Here is a 16248-nt window from a genome sequence, read left to right on the forward strand (position 1 = left end):
AAGGATCTGTATGCTTATCGATTTACGTAGTGATACCGTTACCCAACCCAGCGCCGACATGCGCGCCGCCATGGCCCAGGCCGATGTCGGCGACGACGTGTATGGCGACGATCCCACTGTCAACGCCCTACAGGCCGAAGCCGTCAGGCTCTCAGGCAAACAGGCGGCGCTGTTCCTGCCTACCGGGACCCAGGCCAATCTGGTGGCCCTGCTGAGCCACTGCCAGCGCGGTGAGGAATATATTGTCGGCCAGCAGGCGCATAACTATAAATATGAGGCCGGTGGCGCCGCCGTGCTGGGCAGCATTCAACCACAGCCAATAGAGGCCAATCCCGACGGGACCCTGCCGCTGGACAAGGTCGCCGCCGCGATCAAACCCGATGATATTCACTTTGCCCGAACCCGCCTGCTGAGCCTGGAAAACACCATCAGTGGCCGAGTGCTGCCGCTGGAATACCTACAGCAAGCCTGGCAGTTTACCCGTGAGCATCACCTGGCTTTGCACATTGACGGCGCTCGCATTTTCAACGCGGCAGTCGCATTGAACGTGCCGCTGAAAACCATCACCCAGTATTGCGATACCTTTACTATTTGCCTGTCAAAAGGCTTGGGCGCACCTGTGGGTTCACTGCTTTGCGGCAGCGAAGAGTTTATTCAGCGCGCCATTCGCTGGCGGAAAATGACCGGTGGCGGTATGCGCCAGGCCGGTATTCTGGCTGCGGCCGGGCTGTATGCGTTGGAACACAATGTGGCGCGGCTGAAAGAAGATCACGATAACGCCAAATGGCTGGAACAGCAGTTGCGTGATTTAGGGTTGGACGTCGCCGAACCGGGGGCTCAGACCAACGTGCTTTATCTGCGTCAATCCCCAGAATTGGCGGCCAAGCTTGGCCCATGGATGCGTGAACATGGCGTGTTGATTAGCGCCGGGCCGTTGACCCGTATCCTGACCCATCTCAATGTAAGCCGCCAGGATCTGCAAAAAGTAGTCGATTTGTGGCAAGCATTTTTGCAGCAGCATGCCTAAACTGTTCTTGCAGTCACCCACTGCCTGCGAAACCGGGAAGCACCTCTGTTCCCGGTTTATAGCTTTGTAATCACCTCTGCTTTGGTACTCATTATAAAGGGATATTTATGCGCCGTAGATTTCGCCAAACGTTATTAGCTATCGCCCTCGCCAGCACCACAATTCCATTAACCTCACAGGCCAATGCCGCCCCTGCCCCGGCTCAGCAACAAACGCAGGTTCCAGGTTACTACCGCATGATGCTGGGTAATCTGGAGGTGACCGCTCTGTATGATGGTTACGTCAACCTGGATACCAAACTGTTCAAGGGGATCAGCGAGCCTGACATGCAAAAGCTGCTGGCCCGTATGTTTACCGACAGCAAAACAGGGATACAAACGGCAGTTAACGCTTTTCTGATAAACACCGGAACGCATTTGGTGCTGGTTGATGCCGGTACCGCGCAGTGTTTTGGCCCGACGTTGGGGGCCATCAAGAACAACCTGCGCGCGGCAGGCTATCAGCCAGAACAGGTTGATACAATACTGCTGACGCACCTGCATCCGGACCACGCCTGTGGCATCACCGATCAAGGCAAAGCCGCCTTCCCTAATGCCACGGTCTATGCTGCCAAGGCAGATGGCGATTATTGGTTGAATAAAGAGACAGCGCTCAAGGCGCCTAAAGATGCACAACCGATGTTTAAAATGGCCCAGGACGCCGTTGAGCCCTATGCCAAACAGGGCAGGCTGAAACTTTACAGCCCTGGGGAGCAGTTACTGCCTGGGCTGGAAGTGATCGCCACACCGGGCCATACCCCAGGGCATACGTCTTATCTTTTCAGCTCCGCAGGGCAGAAACTGCTGGTATGGGGCGATCTGGTCCACAGCCACTCCTTGCAGTTTGCAAAACCTGAAGTAGCGGTAGAATTTGACAGTGATTCCAAACAGGCGATAGCCACCCGGCAGAAAGTGTTTGCCGATGCCGCTGAAAACAAGCTGTGGATCGGCGGGGCACATCTGCCATTCCCAGGCTTGGGCCACGTACGCACGGAAGGTAAAGGCTATGCCTGGGTACCGGTTGAATATGCCCCGGTAGCCACCAGCCAGAAGCCGTAACAACAGCACCCAGTCCTCACCCGGCAGGGTGAGGATGCTTCATACCACCATGCGGCCATAGAACCAATAACCGGCAGCCAGGATCACCAGCAGGTTAACCACCACGCTGAGGATGAAATAGGTTTTAAATGGCTGTTTCTGCGTTTTATGCCGGAACAGTTGCTGGCCTAAAATAGCCCCTGGCCAACCGCCCAGAACGCCAAACAATAGCAAGGTGATTTCAGGCACCCGTTGCCATCTTTTACAGGCGGCTAATTTATCTGCACCATAAACCAGCAGCGTCAGCAGGTTAACCAACAGCAAGCCCGTCCACAGCGGGTGGGGAAAGAACATCGAGCCAAACAAGGCCAACGCTAGCAAAAGATAACAGAGGTAGTTGATTTTCATGCAGGCATAAACTCATCGCGTAATCGCCGCGTAGTGTGAACTGCCCTCCATTCAGATGCAACTCTGATATCCTTACAAAAAGTGCAATTAATCGGCGAATTTGGCATCCTGTGGCTACGCTAATCGAGACACCAATAATTTAAGGCAACAACCATGATCCCCCAACGAATTCTGGTTCTTGGAGCCAGCGGCTATATTGGCCAGCACCTGATCCCCCGCCTGGCAGAACAGGGCCATGAGATCACCGCCGCAGCACGCCGCATCGAATGGTTGGAGGAACAGAACTGGCCACGGGTAAACTGTCGCTACGTTGACGTTTATCGCCCAGAAACCCTGGCCGCCGCGCTGTGGCAGATTGATACCGTTTATTACTTGATTCATGGCATGGGCGATGGTGACGATTTTATCGAAAAGGAACGCCAGGCGGCGGAGAATGTGCGTAATGCCCTGCGGGATTCCAATGTAAAACAGGTTATTTTCCTCGGAGCCCTGCAGCCGGAGGGCGACAGCTCCCCCACCTTATCGCGCGCAAACTGACCGGTGAACTCTTGCGCCAAAGTGGCATCCCGGTAACCGAACTACGCGCCAGCATCGTTGTTGGCCCAGGCTCAGCCGCATTCGAGATCATGCGCGACATGGTCTACAACCTGCCGATCCTGACCCCACCGCGCTGGGTGCGTTCAAAGTCCTCCCCGGTAGCCTTGGATAACCTGCTCACTTACCTGACCGAACTGCTGCAACATCCAGCACAGGAAAGTCGGATTTTCGACGTTGCCGGGCCGGAATACATCAGCTACCAAACCCTGTTCGAGCGCTTTATCGTCATCAGCGGTAAAAAACGCTGGCTGATCCCGGTGCCATTGCCAACACGGTTTATCTCGGTGTGGTTTATCAGCATGATTACCTCGGTGCCTACCTCAATCGCCAGCGCCCTGATCCAGGGGCTGAACCACGACTTGCCCGCCAACGGCAAGCCGTTGCAGGCGCTGATCCCACAACAATTGCAAACCTTTGATGAGGCCGTAAGAGAAACGCTGCGCCGTGAAGATGAGGTGGTCGACTCTGCCGACTGGGGCTATGACCCAGAAGCCAGAGCCCGTTGGCGCCCAGGCTACGGCTTTTATCCAAAACACGCAGGCTGTGCGGTAGAAACACAGGCCTCTGACGCCGCACTTTGGCATGTCGTGCAACAGTTGGGCGGCAAAGAAGGCTACTTCTATGCCAACATTCTTTGGCAAATCCGTGCGCGCATGGACGATATGATAGGCAACGGTATCGTTTATGGCCGCCCGGAGCGGGAAACCCTGGAGATCGGCGATCTGGTGGATGGCTGGAAAGTGATCACCAAGAAACCATTACACCAGTTGGCACTGATGTTTGGTATGAAAGCGCCAGGGCTTGGCCGGTTAACATTCACTATCAAAGACCTTGGCGACCGACGCGAACTTGATGTGCGTGCCTGGTGGCACCCAGCCGGTTTCAGCGGGCTGCTTTACTGGTTTGCCATGATGCCCGCCCACCTGTTTATTTTTCGTGGCATGGCCAGGCGAATAGCGAAGTTGGCGGAGGAGTACGACCACCAACGCCCCTGATAGACCCCCGGTCTTGCAAGCCACAGCCTGAAATTCTCAGGGGATAGTTTATTTGTCGATCAACCGCACAGTTTACCGCTGCGGTTGAGGCCTTTCCGATTGCATAGCGCACCAAATCACGAAAGAATGGCACCTTATTTGCTGGGCGTGGCAAAAATCCCCCAGCATCCTGATTTTTGGTGAGAATAGAGTTCGCTATGAAGGTATTGGTCACCGGTGCAACCAGTGGGTTAGGCCGTAACGCCGTTGAATATCTCTGCCGTCAAGGCATAAAAGTACGCGCCACCGGTCGTAACCAGGCCATGGGTAGCCTGCTGGAAAAAATGGGCGCTGAATTCATACATGCCGATCTCACCAACCTGATCTCTTCGCAGGCAAAAGCCATGCTGGCAGATGTGGACGTGCTGTGGCATTGCTCCGGCTTCACCTCTCCTTGGGGGACGGAAGAAGCCTTTGAGTTGGCCAACGTCCGCGCCACGCGGCGCCTGGGGGAGTGGGCGGCAGCCTATGGTGTCGCACAGTTTATTCATATCTCTTCACCGGCGATTTACTTCGACTATCATCATCATCGTAATGTGGATGAAGACTTCCGACCACTGCGCTATGCCAACGAATTCGCCCGCAGTAAAGCGGCCAGCGAACAGGTGGTTCAGCAACTGGCGTTATCCAACCCGCAAACCCACTTCACGATCCTGCGCCCGCAAGGGCTGTTTGGCCCGCACGACAAGATAATGCTGCCACGCCTGCTGCATATGATTAAACACTATGGCAGCCTGTTATTACCGCGTGGCGGTGAGGCGCTGGTGGATATGACTTACCTGGAAAACGCGGTACATGCCATGTGGCTGGCAACCCAGAAAGAAGACACGCCGTCGGGCCGGGCCTACAATATCACCAATCAGCAGGCTCGTCCGCTGCGCGCCGTTGTCCAGCAACTGATCGATGAGCTAGGTATGCAATGCCGCATCCGCTCGGTGCCCTACCCCATGTTGGACATGATCGCCCGCGGTATGGAGAAGTTGGGCAGCAAAAGTACCAAAGAACCGGTGCTCACCCATTATGGTGTCGCCAAACTCAATTTCGATCTGACGCTGGATACCACGCGAGCGCAGCAGGAACTGGGCTACCAGCCGCCAATTTCGTTGGAGGAAGGCATCAGCCGCACCGCTCGGTGGTTGAAAGATCACGGCAAGCTGCAGGGTTTATAATTAACGTGCGGCACCGTACTTGCTCAACAATGCGTCAATAATCGCCTCACTTTCTGCATCTGGTTCACCGCGGTAATCGTTGGGCCGGAAATGCATCTGAAACGCGGCCAGCAGGTTGCGCTGTTGCCTGGCATCCCAGGCCGGGTCAACACCATAACCATAGCGAGCCAGCTTTTCCAATAGCCGCTCCATTGGCACCGGCGCGTGTTTATCACGCCCGGCCAGATAGCGTTCTACTTCGGTTTTATCCGGCCAGGCGCCAATCCCAGCCTGCGCCAATTGCGGCCAGGGGAACAGCGGGCCAGGGTCCTGTTTACGCTGCGGGGCAATATCGCTGTGCCCCACCACATCCGTAGGTTGAATGTCATAGCGCTTTACGATGTCGCGGCTTAGCCGGATCAGTAACTCGATTTGCTCTGGGGTATAAGGCTGCCAATGCGTCGTCAGCAAGCGATGGCTGAACCCCTGATTGACGATCTCAATACCGATCGAAGTATCATTCAGATTGGTTCGGCCACGCCAGTTACTGGCCCCGGCATGCCAGGCCCGCATGTCTTCCGGCACCAGTTGGTAAGCCAGTGGTTTACCCTTCTCTAATGACGGGTAGGCAGGCAACAGATAGTGGGCGCTGACGTGTTCGTCCGTGAGCGTTTTCAGCGAGGAGTGAAAATCCTCTGCGGTGTAATGCATCACCAGGAAGCGAATTCGTTGATCCGCGCCAGGAGCCTGATGCAGAGTTTCCAGCCGATAACTGCCATGATCCACAACGGTGCTTTCCGGCGAGCTTTGGCAACCCGACAATAATCCTATGGCAGCGAGGCATAACCACCCGGCCGCCGTCCCCCCTTTCATTTTTTGAAAGCCCTCTTCAAGATGAAATAACCTCTGGCGATTTATCCAATTTTTCTAACTTTTGCAGCAACTTTTGGCGGTGGTGATAATTTTTACCCCAGCTCACCAGGCAATACACCCCAATCGCCGCCTCCACCGAATGGTAGATCGGGTCAAACTCACCAGAAACAAATTTAAACAACGCCATGCCCAACGTGACTATCCCGCCGATCAGCAACCATTTCATCAGATTGGTTACCTTGCCAATTTCCTGCTGAAGCTCACTCCTGGTTTGTTCCATGTCGTTCATTTAATCTCCCTGTTATTTCAACAAAAAACGATCCTGTTGCGTGAGTCACGGTTAACGGCTGGCTTTCACAGCGGTGCCACTGACACTCACCATTAGCATACTGCCGTCTTTACCTACGGTTTCATAGTCAATATCAATCCCCACCACCGCGTTGGCACCCAGCTCTTGCGCCTGTTCCTGCAACTCCTCAAAGGCGAGCTGACGCGCCTTACGCAACTCTTTCTCGTAAGCGCCGGAACGACCACCAACGATATCGCGCACGCCAGCAAAGAAGTCACGGAAAATATTAGCCCCCAGAATAGCCTCACCAGTCACAACGCCACAATATTCAGTGATAGTGAACCCTTCCAGGGAAGGTGTTGTAGATAACTGCATCAATAACTCCTTATAAAATCAAATAATTGCCGTGCTATGACAGCTAAATTAACTGAATGTTCGGTGGCCTGATGGCACAGAGTCCCCATGCAAGGGCAAAAAACGCCTTTATACTGTAGGCTATGCCCCGTAATACTTGTCTTGAGGTTTTCGGTCTTCATGGTAGAGACTTTTACATAAGGTAATGAGATGAAAACAAAAACACTTGCTGTTGTTTTACCCTTGGCACTGTTTCTGAGCGCTTGTACCACCGTTGAGCCAGCCTTCAAGGATATCGGCACCCGTAACGGCGCCTGCGTGGAAGGAGGCCCGGACCAGGTTGCACAGAAATTCTATGATTTGCGTATTCAGCAAGGCCCGAGTACGACTCTGCCAGACAGCAGCCGGCTGGCGCAGATGCAGCCTTTCCTGAGCCAGGTGTTGTATCAGGATCTGGTAAGTGCCAGCCAGAACCCAGGTAAACATCAGATCGCCGGCGATCTGTTCTCCGGCAACGCCCAGGGGCCAACCAGCGCTTCCGTCGCCAGTGCGTCGCGCATCCCTAACACTGATGCAAAAATATCCCGCTACGCGTTCAACTGAGCCACCAAAAAGAGGGTGGCAGCGCGATCAACTGGCAGGATGAAGTGCTGATGATCCGTGAAGGCACCTGTTGGGTAGTTGATGATATTCGCTTCCTAAACGTTCCTGCCCATGCAGCCAGCGGTACGTTACGCCAGGTCCTGGAAAACCAGTAATGTCGCGATGGCAACCGGCGAGTGTCCACGCTGGTTGCCAGCTAATCACCTTGAATTCGCTGAAAATATCGCCACTTTGAGGAAATTCGCTACCAATATCACACAGTGCGCGACAAATCAGTGGTTCATGCATGACTCACGCTATCTTATGCTATTCTTTGACTATTCCTCCCGCTACTAATAAATTTTAACTCACAAAGATTGCATAAGTATTCTGTGGAAGTTAACATTCGCGGCATCAATGTCTATTCAATTCCGGCGCATGAGCATTCAACTAAAAGATATCAATTGCTTTTACGGCGCGCACCAGGCGCTGTTTAACATCACACTGGATTGCCCAGCAGGGGAAACCTTGGTGCTGCTTGGCCCAAGCGGCGCGGGGAAAAGTTCATTGCTGCGGGTGCTTAACCTGCTCGAAATGCCACGTTCAGGCCACCTGCAAATCGCTGGCAATCAATTCGACTTCAAACATACACCGGGTGAAAAAGCCATCCGCGAGCTGCGTCAGAATGTAGGGATGGTATTCCAGCAATACAATCTCTGGCCACACCTGACCGTGGTACAAAATCTGATTGAAGCCCCCTGCCGTGTACTTGGCCTGACCAAGGCACAGGCGATGGAACGAGCGGGCAAGTTACTCACGCGTCTGCGCCTGACCGATTTTACCGATCGTTTCCCACTGCATCTTTCTGGCGGCCAGCAACAGCGTGTCGCTATTGCCCGCGCCTTGATGATGGAGCCGCAGGTTCTGTTATTCGATGAACCCACGGCTGCACTGGATCCGGAAATCACCGCCCAGATCGTCAGTATCATCAATGAACTGGCGGGCACCGGCATTACCCAGGTTATTGTTACCCACGAGGTTGAAGTGGCGCGCAAAACCGCCAGCCGCGTGGTGTATATGGAAAACGGCCATGTGGTGGAACAGGGCGATGCCAGCCACTTTACGCAGCCGCAGACCACCGAGTTTGCCAATTACCTGTCACACTAAATTTTACTTGCTGTTTTTAGGGGAGTTTGCGATGAAAAAACTAATAATCGCCGCCGTTCTGGCTGGCATCAGCGTTTCCGCCTCCGCAGCCGAAACTATCCGTTTCGCTACCGAAGCTTCTTATCCTCCGTTCGAATTTATCGGCGCAGATAACAAGATCCAGGGTTTTGACGTCGATCTGGCCAACGCCATGTGTAAAGAGATCCAGGCCGACTGCACCTTTACCAACCAGGCATTTGACAGCCTGATCCCAAGCCTGAAATTCAAGCGTTTTGACGCAGTCATGGCGGGCATGGACATCACCCCTGAGCGTGAAAAGCAGGTGCTGTTCAGCAAGCCTTATTATGACAACTCGGCCCTGTTTATTGCCGAGAAAGGCAAAGTGGCCGACGTAGCCGCGCTGAAAGGCAAAAGAGTCGGCGTGCAAAATGGCACCACGCATCAGAAATTCCTGACCGATAAACACCCGGAAATCACCACCGTACCTTACGACAGCTACCAGAACGCTATTTTGGACCTGAAAAATGGCCGTGTTGATGCCGTGTTCGGTGACACTGCCGTGGTTAACGAGTGGCTGAAACAGAATGCGGCTCTGGCCGCCGTGGGCGATAAAGTGACTGATAAAGACTATTTCGGTACTGGCCTGGGCATTGCAGTACGCCAGCAAAATACCGAGTTGCAGGGCAAATTCAACGCCGCCCTGGAAAAAATCAAGCAGGATGGGACTTACGAAACCATCTACAAAAAATGGTTCCAGCAGTAATCATCATCCATGAATGAAATCCAACCTTTAGCAAGCGCCGCCGGGATGACCGTCGGCCTTGCCGTCTGTGCCCTGGTTCTCGGGCTGATCCTGGCGATGCTGTTTGCCGTCTGGGAGTCATCCCGCTGGAAAGTGGTCAGTTGGCTCGGTACCCTTTGGGTAACCCTGTTGCGCGGCCTGCCAGAAATTCTGGTGGTGCTGTTTATCTATTTCGGTTCTTCACAACTGCTGCTGATCCTGTCTGACGGCTTTACCCTGAATCTGGGTCTGTTCCAGTTGCCGGTACAGTTGGCTATCGATAATTTCGAAGTCAGCCCATTCCTGTGCGGTGTGATCGCCCTGGCCCTGCTCTATTCCGCCTACGCTTCACAAACGCTGCGTGGGGCACTGAAAGCGGTGCCACAAGGCCAATGGGAATCAGGCCAGGCGCTGGGCTTAAGCAAAGCGGCCATCTTCTTTCGTTTGATTATGCCGCAGATGTGGCGCCATGCCTTACCTGGCCTGGGTAACCAATGGCTGGTGCTGTTGAAAGACACCGCCCTGGTTTCCCTGATCAGCGTTAACGATCTGATGCTGCAAACCAAAAGCATCGCAACCCGAACCCAGGAACCTTTTACCTGGTATGTGGTTGCAGCAATCATTTATCTGCTAGTGACTTTGCTGAGCCAGTACATCCTCAAACGGATCGAACTCCGTACGACGCGTTTTGAACGGGGGCCATCCTGATGCTTGAGTTCTTACCGGAAATCATCAAAGGGTTGCATACCAGCCTGACGCTGACGATTGTGGCGCTGATTGTCGCCCTGTTCCTGTCGTTGCTGATGACGGTGATCCTGACGTTAAAAACGCCGGTGTTGACACCGTTGGTAAAGGTTTACATTACGCTGTTCACCGGCACCCCGCTGCTGGTGCAGATCTTCCTGATTTATTATGGTCCTGGCCAGTTCCCGGCGATCCGCGAATATCCTTGGCTGTGGAACCTGCTTTCGCAGCCTTGGCTCTGTGCCATGATCGCATTGGCGCTTAACAGCGCAGCCTACACCACCCAGCTATTTTACGGTGCGGTACGGGCCATTCCGGCAGGCCAATGGCAGTCTTGTGAAGCGCTAGGCATGTCGCGCAAGCAGACGCTGCGTATTCTGCTGCCGTTCGCCTTCAAGCGGGCGCTGTCATCGTATTCCAACGAAGTGGTGCTGGTATTCAAAAGTACCTCTCTGGCCTACACCATCACGCTGATGGAAGTGATGGGCTACAGCCAGTTGATGTATGGCCGGACCTATGACGTGATGGTGTTCGGTGCCGCAGGTCTGGTTTACCTGTGCGTCAATGGCCTATTGACGTTACTGATGCGCCTGGTTGAACGCCGCGCATTGGCGTTTGAACGCCGTAACTAATACCGCTCGCTTCACTTTGAGCCCTGCCATGTGTAGGGCTTTTTTATGGCAAAATAAATTTATAATCATTTTTATTGAATATTAATTCACTTAATGGCATGTTGTCGGCATAGCCACTCACAATAGCGTTGCGTTATTGTCAGAAAAATCAAACGGTGGCGAAACAAAAAAATCAAATTTTCGACAGGAGCATTACGCATGAAAAAGCTTTTACTTGCCGCCACCCTTTTTGCCGGGATGACCTTTAACGCAGCAGCGGCAGACAGTATCCGCTTCGCCTCCTCCGCTACCTACCCGCCGTTTGAATCGCTTGATGCCAATAACCAGATTGTCGGTTTTGATATCGATCTGGCCAACGCCTTATGCAAACAAATGCAGGCCGACTGCACCTTTACCAACCAGGCGTTCGACAGCCTGATCGCCGCCCTGAAATTCAAAAAATACGATGCGGTGATCTCCGGTATGGATATCACGCCAGAGCGCAGCAAACAGGTTGCTTTTACCCAGCCTTATTACGCCAACTCGGCGATTGTGATCGCTCAGAAGGGCAAGTTCACTTCGCTGGCAGATTTGAAAGGCAAGAAAATCGGCATGGAAAACGGCACCACCCACCAGAAATATATGCAGGATAAGCATCCGGAGATCAATACCGTGGCTTATGACAGCTATCAGAATGCCATTCTGGAGCTGAAAAATGGCCGTATCGACGGCGTGTTTGGTGACACGGCGGTGGTTAATGAATGGCTGAAGAATAACCCGAATCTGGCTGCGGTGGGTGAACACGTTACCGATGCTCAGTACTTTGGCACCGGTTTAGGCATTGCCGTGCGCCCAGACAACCAGGCGCTATTGACCAGGCTGAATACCGCGCTGGAAGCCATAAAGGCCGATGGCACCTATAAGGCCATCAACGATAAGTGGTTCCCGCAATAAGTCCCCGCCTTCTTTCAAATTGCAGCGTTGTTACCTGCACTCAATGACCAGGCCCATCCGTGGGCCTGGCTCTATAACGGCCGCTGCAGGCAGCGTTCAAATCTGTTAGCAATCGTAAGCGCCAGGGGATGAGTGAGCTGGGTGCCCGGATGTAACGTGAAATCCATAGGGTTAGAAAGAAATGGAGTGCCCTGAGCACGACAGATCAAGCCCTGATTATTCCCGAACCAGCAACGTCAACACCTCGTAATGCGCGGTATGTGGGAACATATCAAACAGTTGCACGCGTTCGATGCGGTAATCAGGCAGCATCGCGATATCCTTCGCCATACTTTCTGCGTTACAGCTGGAATAAAGCAGGTAACCCGGCGCCATGCGGTTGAGGTAATCACACAGTTCTTTGCCAATCCCCCGGCGCGGCGGATTAACCAGCACCAACTCCGGTACTCGCCCTTCGGCGGTGGCAAAACGTGTCGAATCCAGCGCCTGAAAATCTACATACTGCAGGCCCAGGCTTGCGGCGGACAGCCTGGCACAGGCTATCGCCTCGGCGCTGATCTCAATCCCGGTCAGCCGGGTTTGTGGCTGTGCGCAGTGCAGGCCGAACCCGCCGACGCCACAGAAAAGATCCCACATGCTGGTAATATTGGTTGCCCGAACCCAGTCCCGCGCGGTGGCGTACAACTGGCTGGCAACCCCTGGATTGGTCTGGAAAAAGCTTTGCGGGCGAATATACAGCGGCACGTCATTGAACTGCTCTTCCAGCGCCTGTAGCTCGGTAAGAGGTATTTCGCGCTCGCCTTCCATGATCGCCATATGCACCGGCTGGATGTTGGCGGAGATCACCTTCAACTGCGGCAATTGTTGTTGTAACCAGGGTAAAGCGGCACGCAGTTGCGCCAATTTGCTCTCTGTGCGGAGAACAAAACGCAGCATAAGGCCGCCGCTGCAGGTACTTTCCGTCAGCAGCAGATACTTCAGTTCGCCACGTTTACGGGCCACGTTATAAGGGGTGAGTCCAGCGCGGGGGATAAAGCTTTTCAGCACGTCAAAAACGGCAGTAAAGCTGGCCGGATACAGCGGGCAACCACACAAATCTACCGGCGTTCCATCACGATGCAGCATGCCAAGCAGGGGGCGTTCAACGCTGCCACTCACGACCATTTTCGCCTTGTTGCGAAATGCGCTTTCTTCACCTGTCACCGGTGCCAGCCAGCGTGCAACATCGCGTTCGGCCAACAGAGATTGCAAGTGATGCTGTTTTTCTGCCAGTTGCTGCGGATAAGGTTTTTCCAGCCACTGACAGGATCGACAGGTGCCCGCCTGGTACAAAGCGCAATGCATGAATATTAACCGTTAAATCAGGATGACGAATAAGGCCGCAGATTGTAACACCCTATGCCGCCAAAAACTTATTTGCGAAAGGCGAAAATCAGCGGTTGACCGCAGGGGCTTGATTCAAGAGTAAAACGCCGCCCAATCAGGCGGCGTTTAATATCAGCTTCCTCTTTGCATAATCTTCATCGCAAAAATATGCAATCAACCACGGGCAGCCCTTTGCAGCTCACGCGCGCGCTGTTTTTCTGCACGAGCCATAAACCACCAGGCAATAAAGCCAATCACCCCCACCACCAGCAGGATCAGGGTTGCCAAGGCGTTAATCTCTGGATTAACCCCCATACGGACGCTGGAAAACACCAACATCGGCAGCGTGGTTGCCCCAGGCCCGGCGACAAAGCTGGCAATCACCAGATCGTCCAGCGACAGGGTAAACGCCAGCATCCAGCCGGAGATCAGTGCAGGGGCAATCATCGGTAAGGTGATCACGAAAAACACTTTCAGTGGCGCTGCCCCCAAATCCATAGCCGCCTCTTCAATAGAGCGATCCAGTTCACGCAGACGTGAACTGATCACTACCGACACATAAGCGGTACAGAAGGTGACGTGGGCCAGCCAGATGGTGAACATCCCGCGTTCTGATGGCCAACCGAAGGCATGCCCCATTGCCACAAACAGCAGCAATAGCGACAGGCCGGTGATGACATCCGGCATGACCAGGGGGGCTGTCAGCATAAAGGCAAAGCCGGTTGAACCCCGGAATCGGCCAAAACGCACCATCACCACCGCCGCAATAGTACCGAGGATCACTGCCGCCGTGGCAGAGGCTGCCGCAATGGTCAAACTCAACCCTACCGCGCTGATCATGGCCGAATCGTTGAATAATTCGATATACCAGCGAATTGACCACCCCGCCCAGACCGTCACCAGTTTGGAGCTGTTAAACGAGTAGATCACCAGCATCAGCATAGGTGCATAAAGGAAGGTGAAACCAACCACCAAAATTGCGATACGCCACGGTGAGCGCACTACCGGCAAGGTATTCATCCCTGGCCTCCCATTTCCTTGTTCTGGTGTTTGTGGAACCAGATAATCGGTACGATCAGCAGCAGCAGCATGACGGTGGCAACCGCAGAGGCCACCGGCCAGTCACGGTTATTGAAGAATTCCTGCCACAGCACGCGGCCAATCATGATGCTGTCTGGCCCGCCAAGCAGTTCCGGTATCACAAACTCCCCTACTGCCGGGATAAACACCAGCATCGAACCGGCAATAATACCGCCACGGGTCAACGGCATGATCACGCTGAAAAAGGTTTTCAGCGGTTTGGCGCCCAGATCCAATGATGCTTCTACCAGGGTGTAATCAAGGCGTGTCAAAGCGGTATAAATCGGCAACACCATAAACGGCAGATAGGAATAAACGATACCGATGTACACCGCCAGGTTGGTATGCAAGATCACCAGCGGTTGATCGATAACGCCCAGCCACATCAGGAAATTGTTCAACACCCCGTTATTCTTCAGTATGCCCATCCAGGCATAAACACGGATCAGGAATGAGGTCCAGGACGGCAAGATCACCAACAGCAGCAGAATGTTGCGGGTTGAAGGTTTGCTGTGCGCCACCGCCCAAGCCAACGGGTAGCCAATCACCAGGCAGCACAAGGTAGAAACCGCCGCAATCTGCAAAGATTGCAGGTAGGCATCGATGTACAGCGGATCGTCAGCCAGTTGCAGATAGTTGGCAAAGTTGAGGGCGATATCAAGCTTGCCCTCTGCCCAACTCATTAAGTCGGTATAAGGTGGCACCGCCATCGCCAGTTCCGCCAGGCTGATCTTGAAAACGATCAGGAACGGCAGCATAAACAACAGCAACAGCCACAGGAAAGGCAGTGCGATCACCAGCTTGCGGCCATGGGCCATCTGAAAACGCTGGATAAACGCCTTGAACGGGCCCGGAATTCTTGCTGGGGGCTGTGGCGAACGTTCAGAAAGCAATGTCATCTAGGGTTACTCCTCACTTTCTCAACTACACCGTCAAGACCACACAACTGTCGGTTTCCCAACACAGGCGAACTTCATCACCCCAGGTCGGCATCCCTTTACGGAAACGGTGGCCGTTCTGCAATTGCGCACTGATCATCTGCCCACTGAGCAACTTGACATGGTAAATCGACAGGTCGCCGAGGTAGGCGATGTTAACCACTTCGCCCACCGCAAAGTTGCAGCCATCCTCCGGCACCTCTTCACACAGCATGATTTTTTCCGGCCGCAGCGCCACTTGAATAGGCACACCGTCCACCACCGAAGAGTCAGGATCCACCTTGAGGGCATGACGCAGGCCTGGGCTTTGCAGGATCAGGGCATCGTCCCGCCGCTCTTGCAGCACACAGTCGAACACGTTGACTGAACCGATAAATTCGGCACTGAAACGGCTGTTCGGGTGCTCGTAGATCTCTTCCGGCTCACCGATTTGCACGAATTTGCCACGGTTCATAATGGCGATACGGCCCGCCATGGTCATCGCTTCTTCCTGATCGTGAGTGACCATCACACAGGTCGCTCCCACACGTTCCAGGATGTCCACCACTTCCAGTTGCATGCGATCGCGCAGCTTTTTGTCCAGCGCCCCCATCGGTTCATCCAGCAACAGCAGCTTTGGCCGTTTGGCCAGGCTGCGCGCCAATGCCACCCGCTGGCGCTGCCCACCGGAAAGCTGGTGTGGTTTGCGTTTGGCGAACTCCTGCATATGCACCAGCGCCAGCATTTCGGCAACACGATGGCTTATTTCATCACGCGGCATTTTGTCCTGCTTGAGGCCAAACGCAATGTTCTGTTCCACCGTCATATGGGGGAACAGGGCGTAGGACTGAAACATCATGTTTACCGGGCGTTGGTAAGGTGGCACATGGGACATATCCTGCCCATCCAGGACAATCTTCCCTTCTGTCGGCTGTTCAAAACCGGCCAGCATGCGCAACAACGTAGACTTGCCACAACCAGAAGGCCCCAGCAGCGCAAAGATTTCGCCCTTATAGATAGTCAGGCTGACGTCTTCTACTGCGTTTTGGCCGTCAAAGGTTTTGGTGAGGTTACGGATTTCCAGCAGAGGGGTGAAAACCTTCTGCGATTTGGCTTGAGGACGTGGGATGGCGTCGTTCAATCGGGGTGCTCTCCGGCTAAAACAATACAAAAAACCACAGCAATTGCCATGGCCCTAAATGGCAACGCAGGCGGGAAACCCGCCTGCTGGTCTATAACGC

The 16248-nt window shown here is 53.9% G+C and carries 16 protein-coding genes and 2 pseudogenes; 10 read left to right on the forward strand and 8 right to left on the reverse strand.

What is annotated here, in order from left to right; all coding sequences use genetic code 11:
• Positions 1-10: 10 nt before the first annotated feature.
• On the forward strand, positions 11-1027 hold the full coding sequence (gene ltaE / locus ACQ86O_RS22780; protein WP_431222971.1) for a low-specificity L-threonine aldolase: 1017 nt from the start codon (positions 11-13) through the stop codon (positions 1025-1027).
• A gap of 107 nt (positions 1028-1134) precedes the next feature.
• The gene (locus ACQ86O_RS22785; RefSeq protein WP_431222972.1) at positions 1135-2124 is read left to right on the forward strand and encodes an MBL fold metallo-hydrolase; all 990 of its coding nucleotides are present in this window, start codon (positions 1135-1137) and stop codon (positions 2122-2124) included.
• Between the two features lie 39 nt (positions 2125-2163).
• Here ACQ86O_RS22785 and ACQ86O_RS22790 read toward each other — a convergent pair whose 3' ends face one another.
• Entirely contained in the window at positions 2164-2511 is a 348-nt protein-coding gene (locus ACQ86O_RS22790; protein WP_431222973.1) for a DUF1294 domain-containing protein, read from the reverse strand.
• Between the two features lie 153 nt (positions 2512-2664).
• On the opposite strand from ACQ86O_RS22790, the pseudogene ACQ86O_RS22795 reads away from it, so the two are divergent.
• Both ACQ86O_RS22795 and ACQ86O_RS22800 read left to right on the forward strand, forming a co-directional pair.
• Positions 2665-4103, forward strand: a pseudogene (locus ACQ86O_RS22795) (DUF2867 domain-containing protein).
• A 197-nt stretch (positions 4104-4300) separates the two neighbouring features.
• Complete coding sequence (locus ACQ86O_RS22800) at positions 4301-5311, forward strand: NAD-dependent epimerase/dehydratase family protein (RefSeq protein ID WP_431222974.1); 1011 nt, start codon at positions 4301-4303, stop codon at positions 5309-5311.
• Here the strand turns inward: ACQ86O_RS22800 and ACQ86O_RS22805 are convergent, their stop codons facing one another.
• Genes ACQ86O_RS22805 through ACQ86O_RS22815 form a run of 3 tightly spaced genes read right to left on the reverse strand, consistent with a single transcriptional unit; the run spans position 5312 to position 6827 of the window.
• Complete coding sequence (locus ACQ86O_RS22805; protein WP_431222975.1) at positions 5312-6163, reverse strand: N-acetylmuramoyl-L-alanine amidase; 852 nt, start codon at positions 6161-6163, stop codon at positions 5312-5314. It lies immediately after the preceding gene.
• Positions 6164-6179: 16 nt separating this feature from the next.
• Positions 6180-6452, reverse strand: coding sequence for a hypothetical protein (locus ACQ86O_RS22810; RefSeq protein ID WP_431222976.1), 273 nt, complete (start codon positions 6450-6452; stop codon positions 6180-6182).
• A 51-nt stretch (positions 6453-6503) separates the two neighbouring features.
• A complete protein-coding gene (locus ACQ86O_RS22815) occupies positions 6504-6827 on the reverse strand; it encodes a heavy metal-binding domain-containing protein (RefSeq protein ID WP_431222977.1) in 324 nt (107 codons plus the stop codon).
• A 189-nt stretch (positions 6828-7016) separates the two neighbouring features.
• Here ACQ86O_RS22815 and ACQ86O_RS22820 point away from each other — a divergent pair.
• The 6 genes and pseudogenes from ACQ86O_RS22820 (at position 7017) to ACQ86O_RS22845 (ending at position 11645) form a co-directional block, all read left to right on the forward strand.
• Positions 7017-7564: pseudogene (locus tag ACQ86O_RS22820) on the forward strand (lipoprotein).
• A gap of 262 nt (positions 7565-7826) precedes the next feature.
• Positions 7827-8555 carry an arginine ABC transporter ATP-binding protein ArtP gene (gene artP / locus ACQ86O_RS22825; protein ID WP_431225807.1) on the forward strand — a complete coding sequence of 243 codons (729 nt, stop codon included), beginning with the start codon at positions 7827-7829 and terminating at the stop codon, positions 8553-8555.
• Between the two features lie 31 nt (positions 8556-8586).
• Positions 8587-9318: an arginine ABC transporter substrate-binding protein gene (gene artJ, locus ACQ86O_RS22830; protein ID WP_431222978.1), complete on the forward strand. Its 732-nt coding sequence runs from the start codon at positions 8587-8589 to the stop codon at positions 9316-9318.
• Positions 9319-9327: 9 nt separating this feature from the next.
• A complete protein-coding gene (gene artQ, locus ACQ86O_RS22835) occupies positions 9328-10044 on the forward strand; it encodes an arginine ABC transporter permease ArtQ (protein ID WP_431222979.1) in 717 nt (238 codons plus the stop codon).
• Positions 10044-10712: an arginine ABC transporter permease ArtM gene (gene artM / locus ACQ86O_RS22840; protein ID WP_431222980.1), complete on the forward strand. Its 669-nt coding sequence runs from the start codon at positions 10044-10046 to the stop codon at positions 10710-10712. Before artQ ends, artM begins: the two co-directional genes overlap by 1 nt.
• Positions 10713-10910: 198 nt before the next feature.
• Positions 10911-11645, forward strand: a complete 735-nt coding sequence (locus ACQ86O_RS22845) for an arginine ABC transporter substrate-binding protein (RefSeq protein ID WP_431222981.1) — start codon at positions 10911-10913, stop codon at positions 11643-11645.
• Positions 11646-11861: 216 nt separating this feature from the next.
• Here the strand turns inward: ACQ86O_RS22845 and rlmC are convergent, their stop codons facing one another.
• From rlmC to potG, 4 genes are all read right to left on the reverse strand, one after another.
• Positions 11862-12989: a 23S rRNA (uracil(747)-C(5))-methyltransferase RlmC gene (gene rlmC, locus ACQ86O_RS22850; RefSeq protein ID WP_431222982.1), complete on the reverse strand. Its 1128-nt coding sequence runs from the start codon at positions 12987-12989 to the stop codon at positions 11862-11864.
• Between the two features lie 195 nt (positions 12990-13184).
• Positions 13185-14030 carry a putrescine ABC transporter permease PotI gene (potI, locus tag ACQ86O_RS22855; protein WP_431222983.1) on the reverse strand — a complete coding sequence of 282 codons (846 nt, stop codon included), beginning with the start codon at positions 14028-14030 and terminating at the stop codon, positions 13185-13187.
• Complete coding sequence (gene potH / locus ACQ86O_RS22860; protein ID WP_431222984.1) at positions 14027-14989, reverse strand: putrescine ABC transporter permease PotH; 963 nt, start codon at positions 14987-14989, stop codon at positions 14027-14029. Before potH ends, potI begins: the two co-directional genes overlap by 4 nt.
• Before the next feature lie 25 nt (positions 14990-15014).
• Entirely contained in the window at positions 15015-16148 is a 1134-nt protein-coding gene (potG, locus tag ACQ86O_RS22865) for a putrescine ABC transporter ATP-binding subunit PotG (RefSeq protein ID WP_431222985.1), read from the reverse strand.
• Between the last annotated feature and the right edge of the window lie 100 nt (positions 16149-16248).

It is taken from the genome of Serratia sp. L9 (assembly GCF_050632285.1).
Lineage (GTDB): Bacteria > Pseudomonadota > Gammaproteobacteria > Enterobacterales > Enterobacteriaceae > Chania.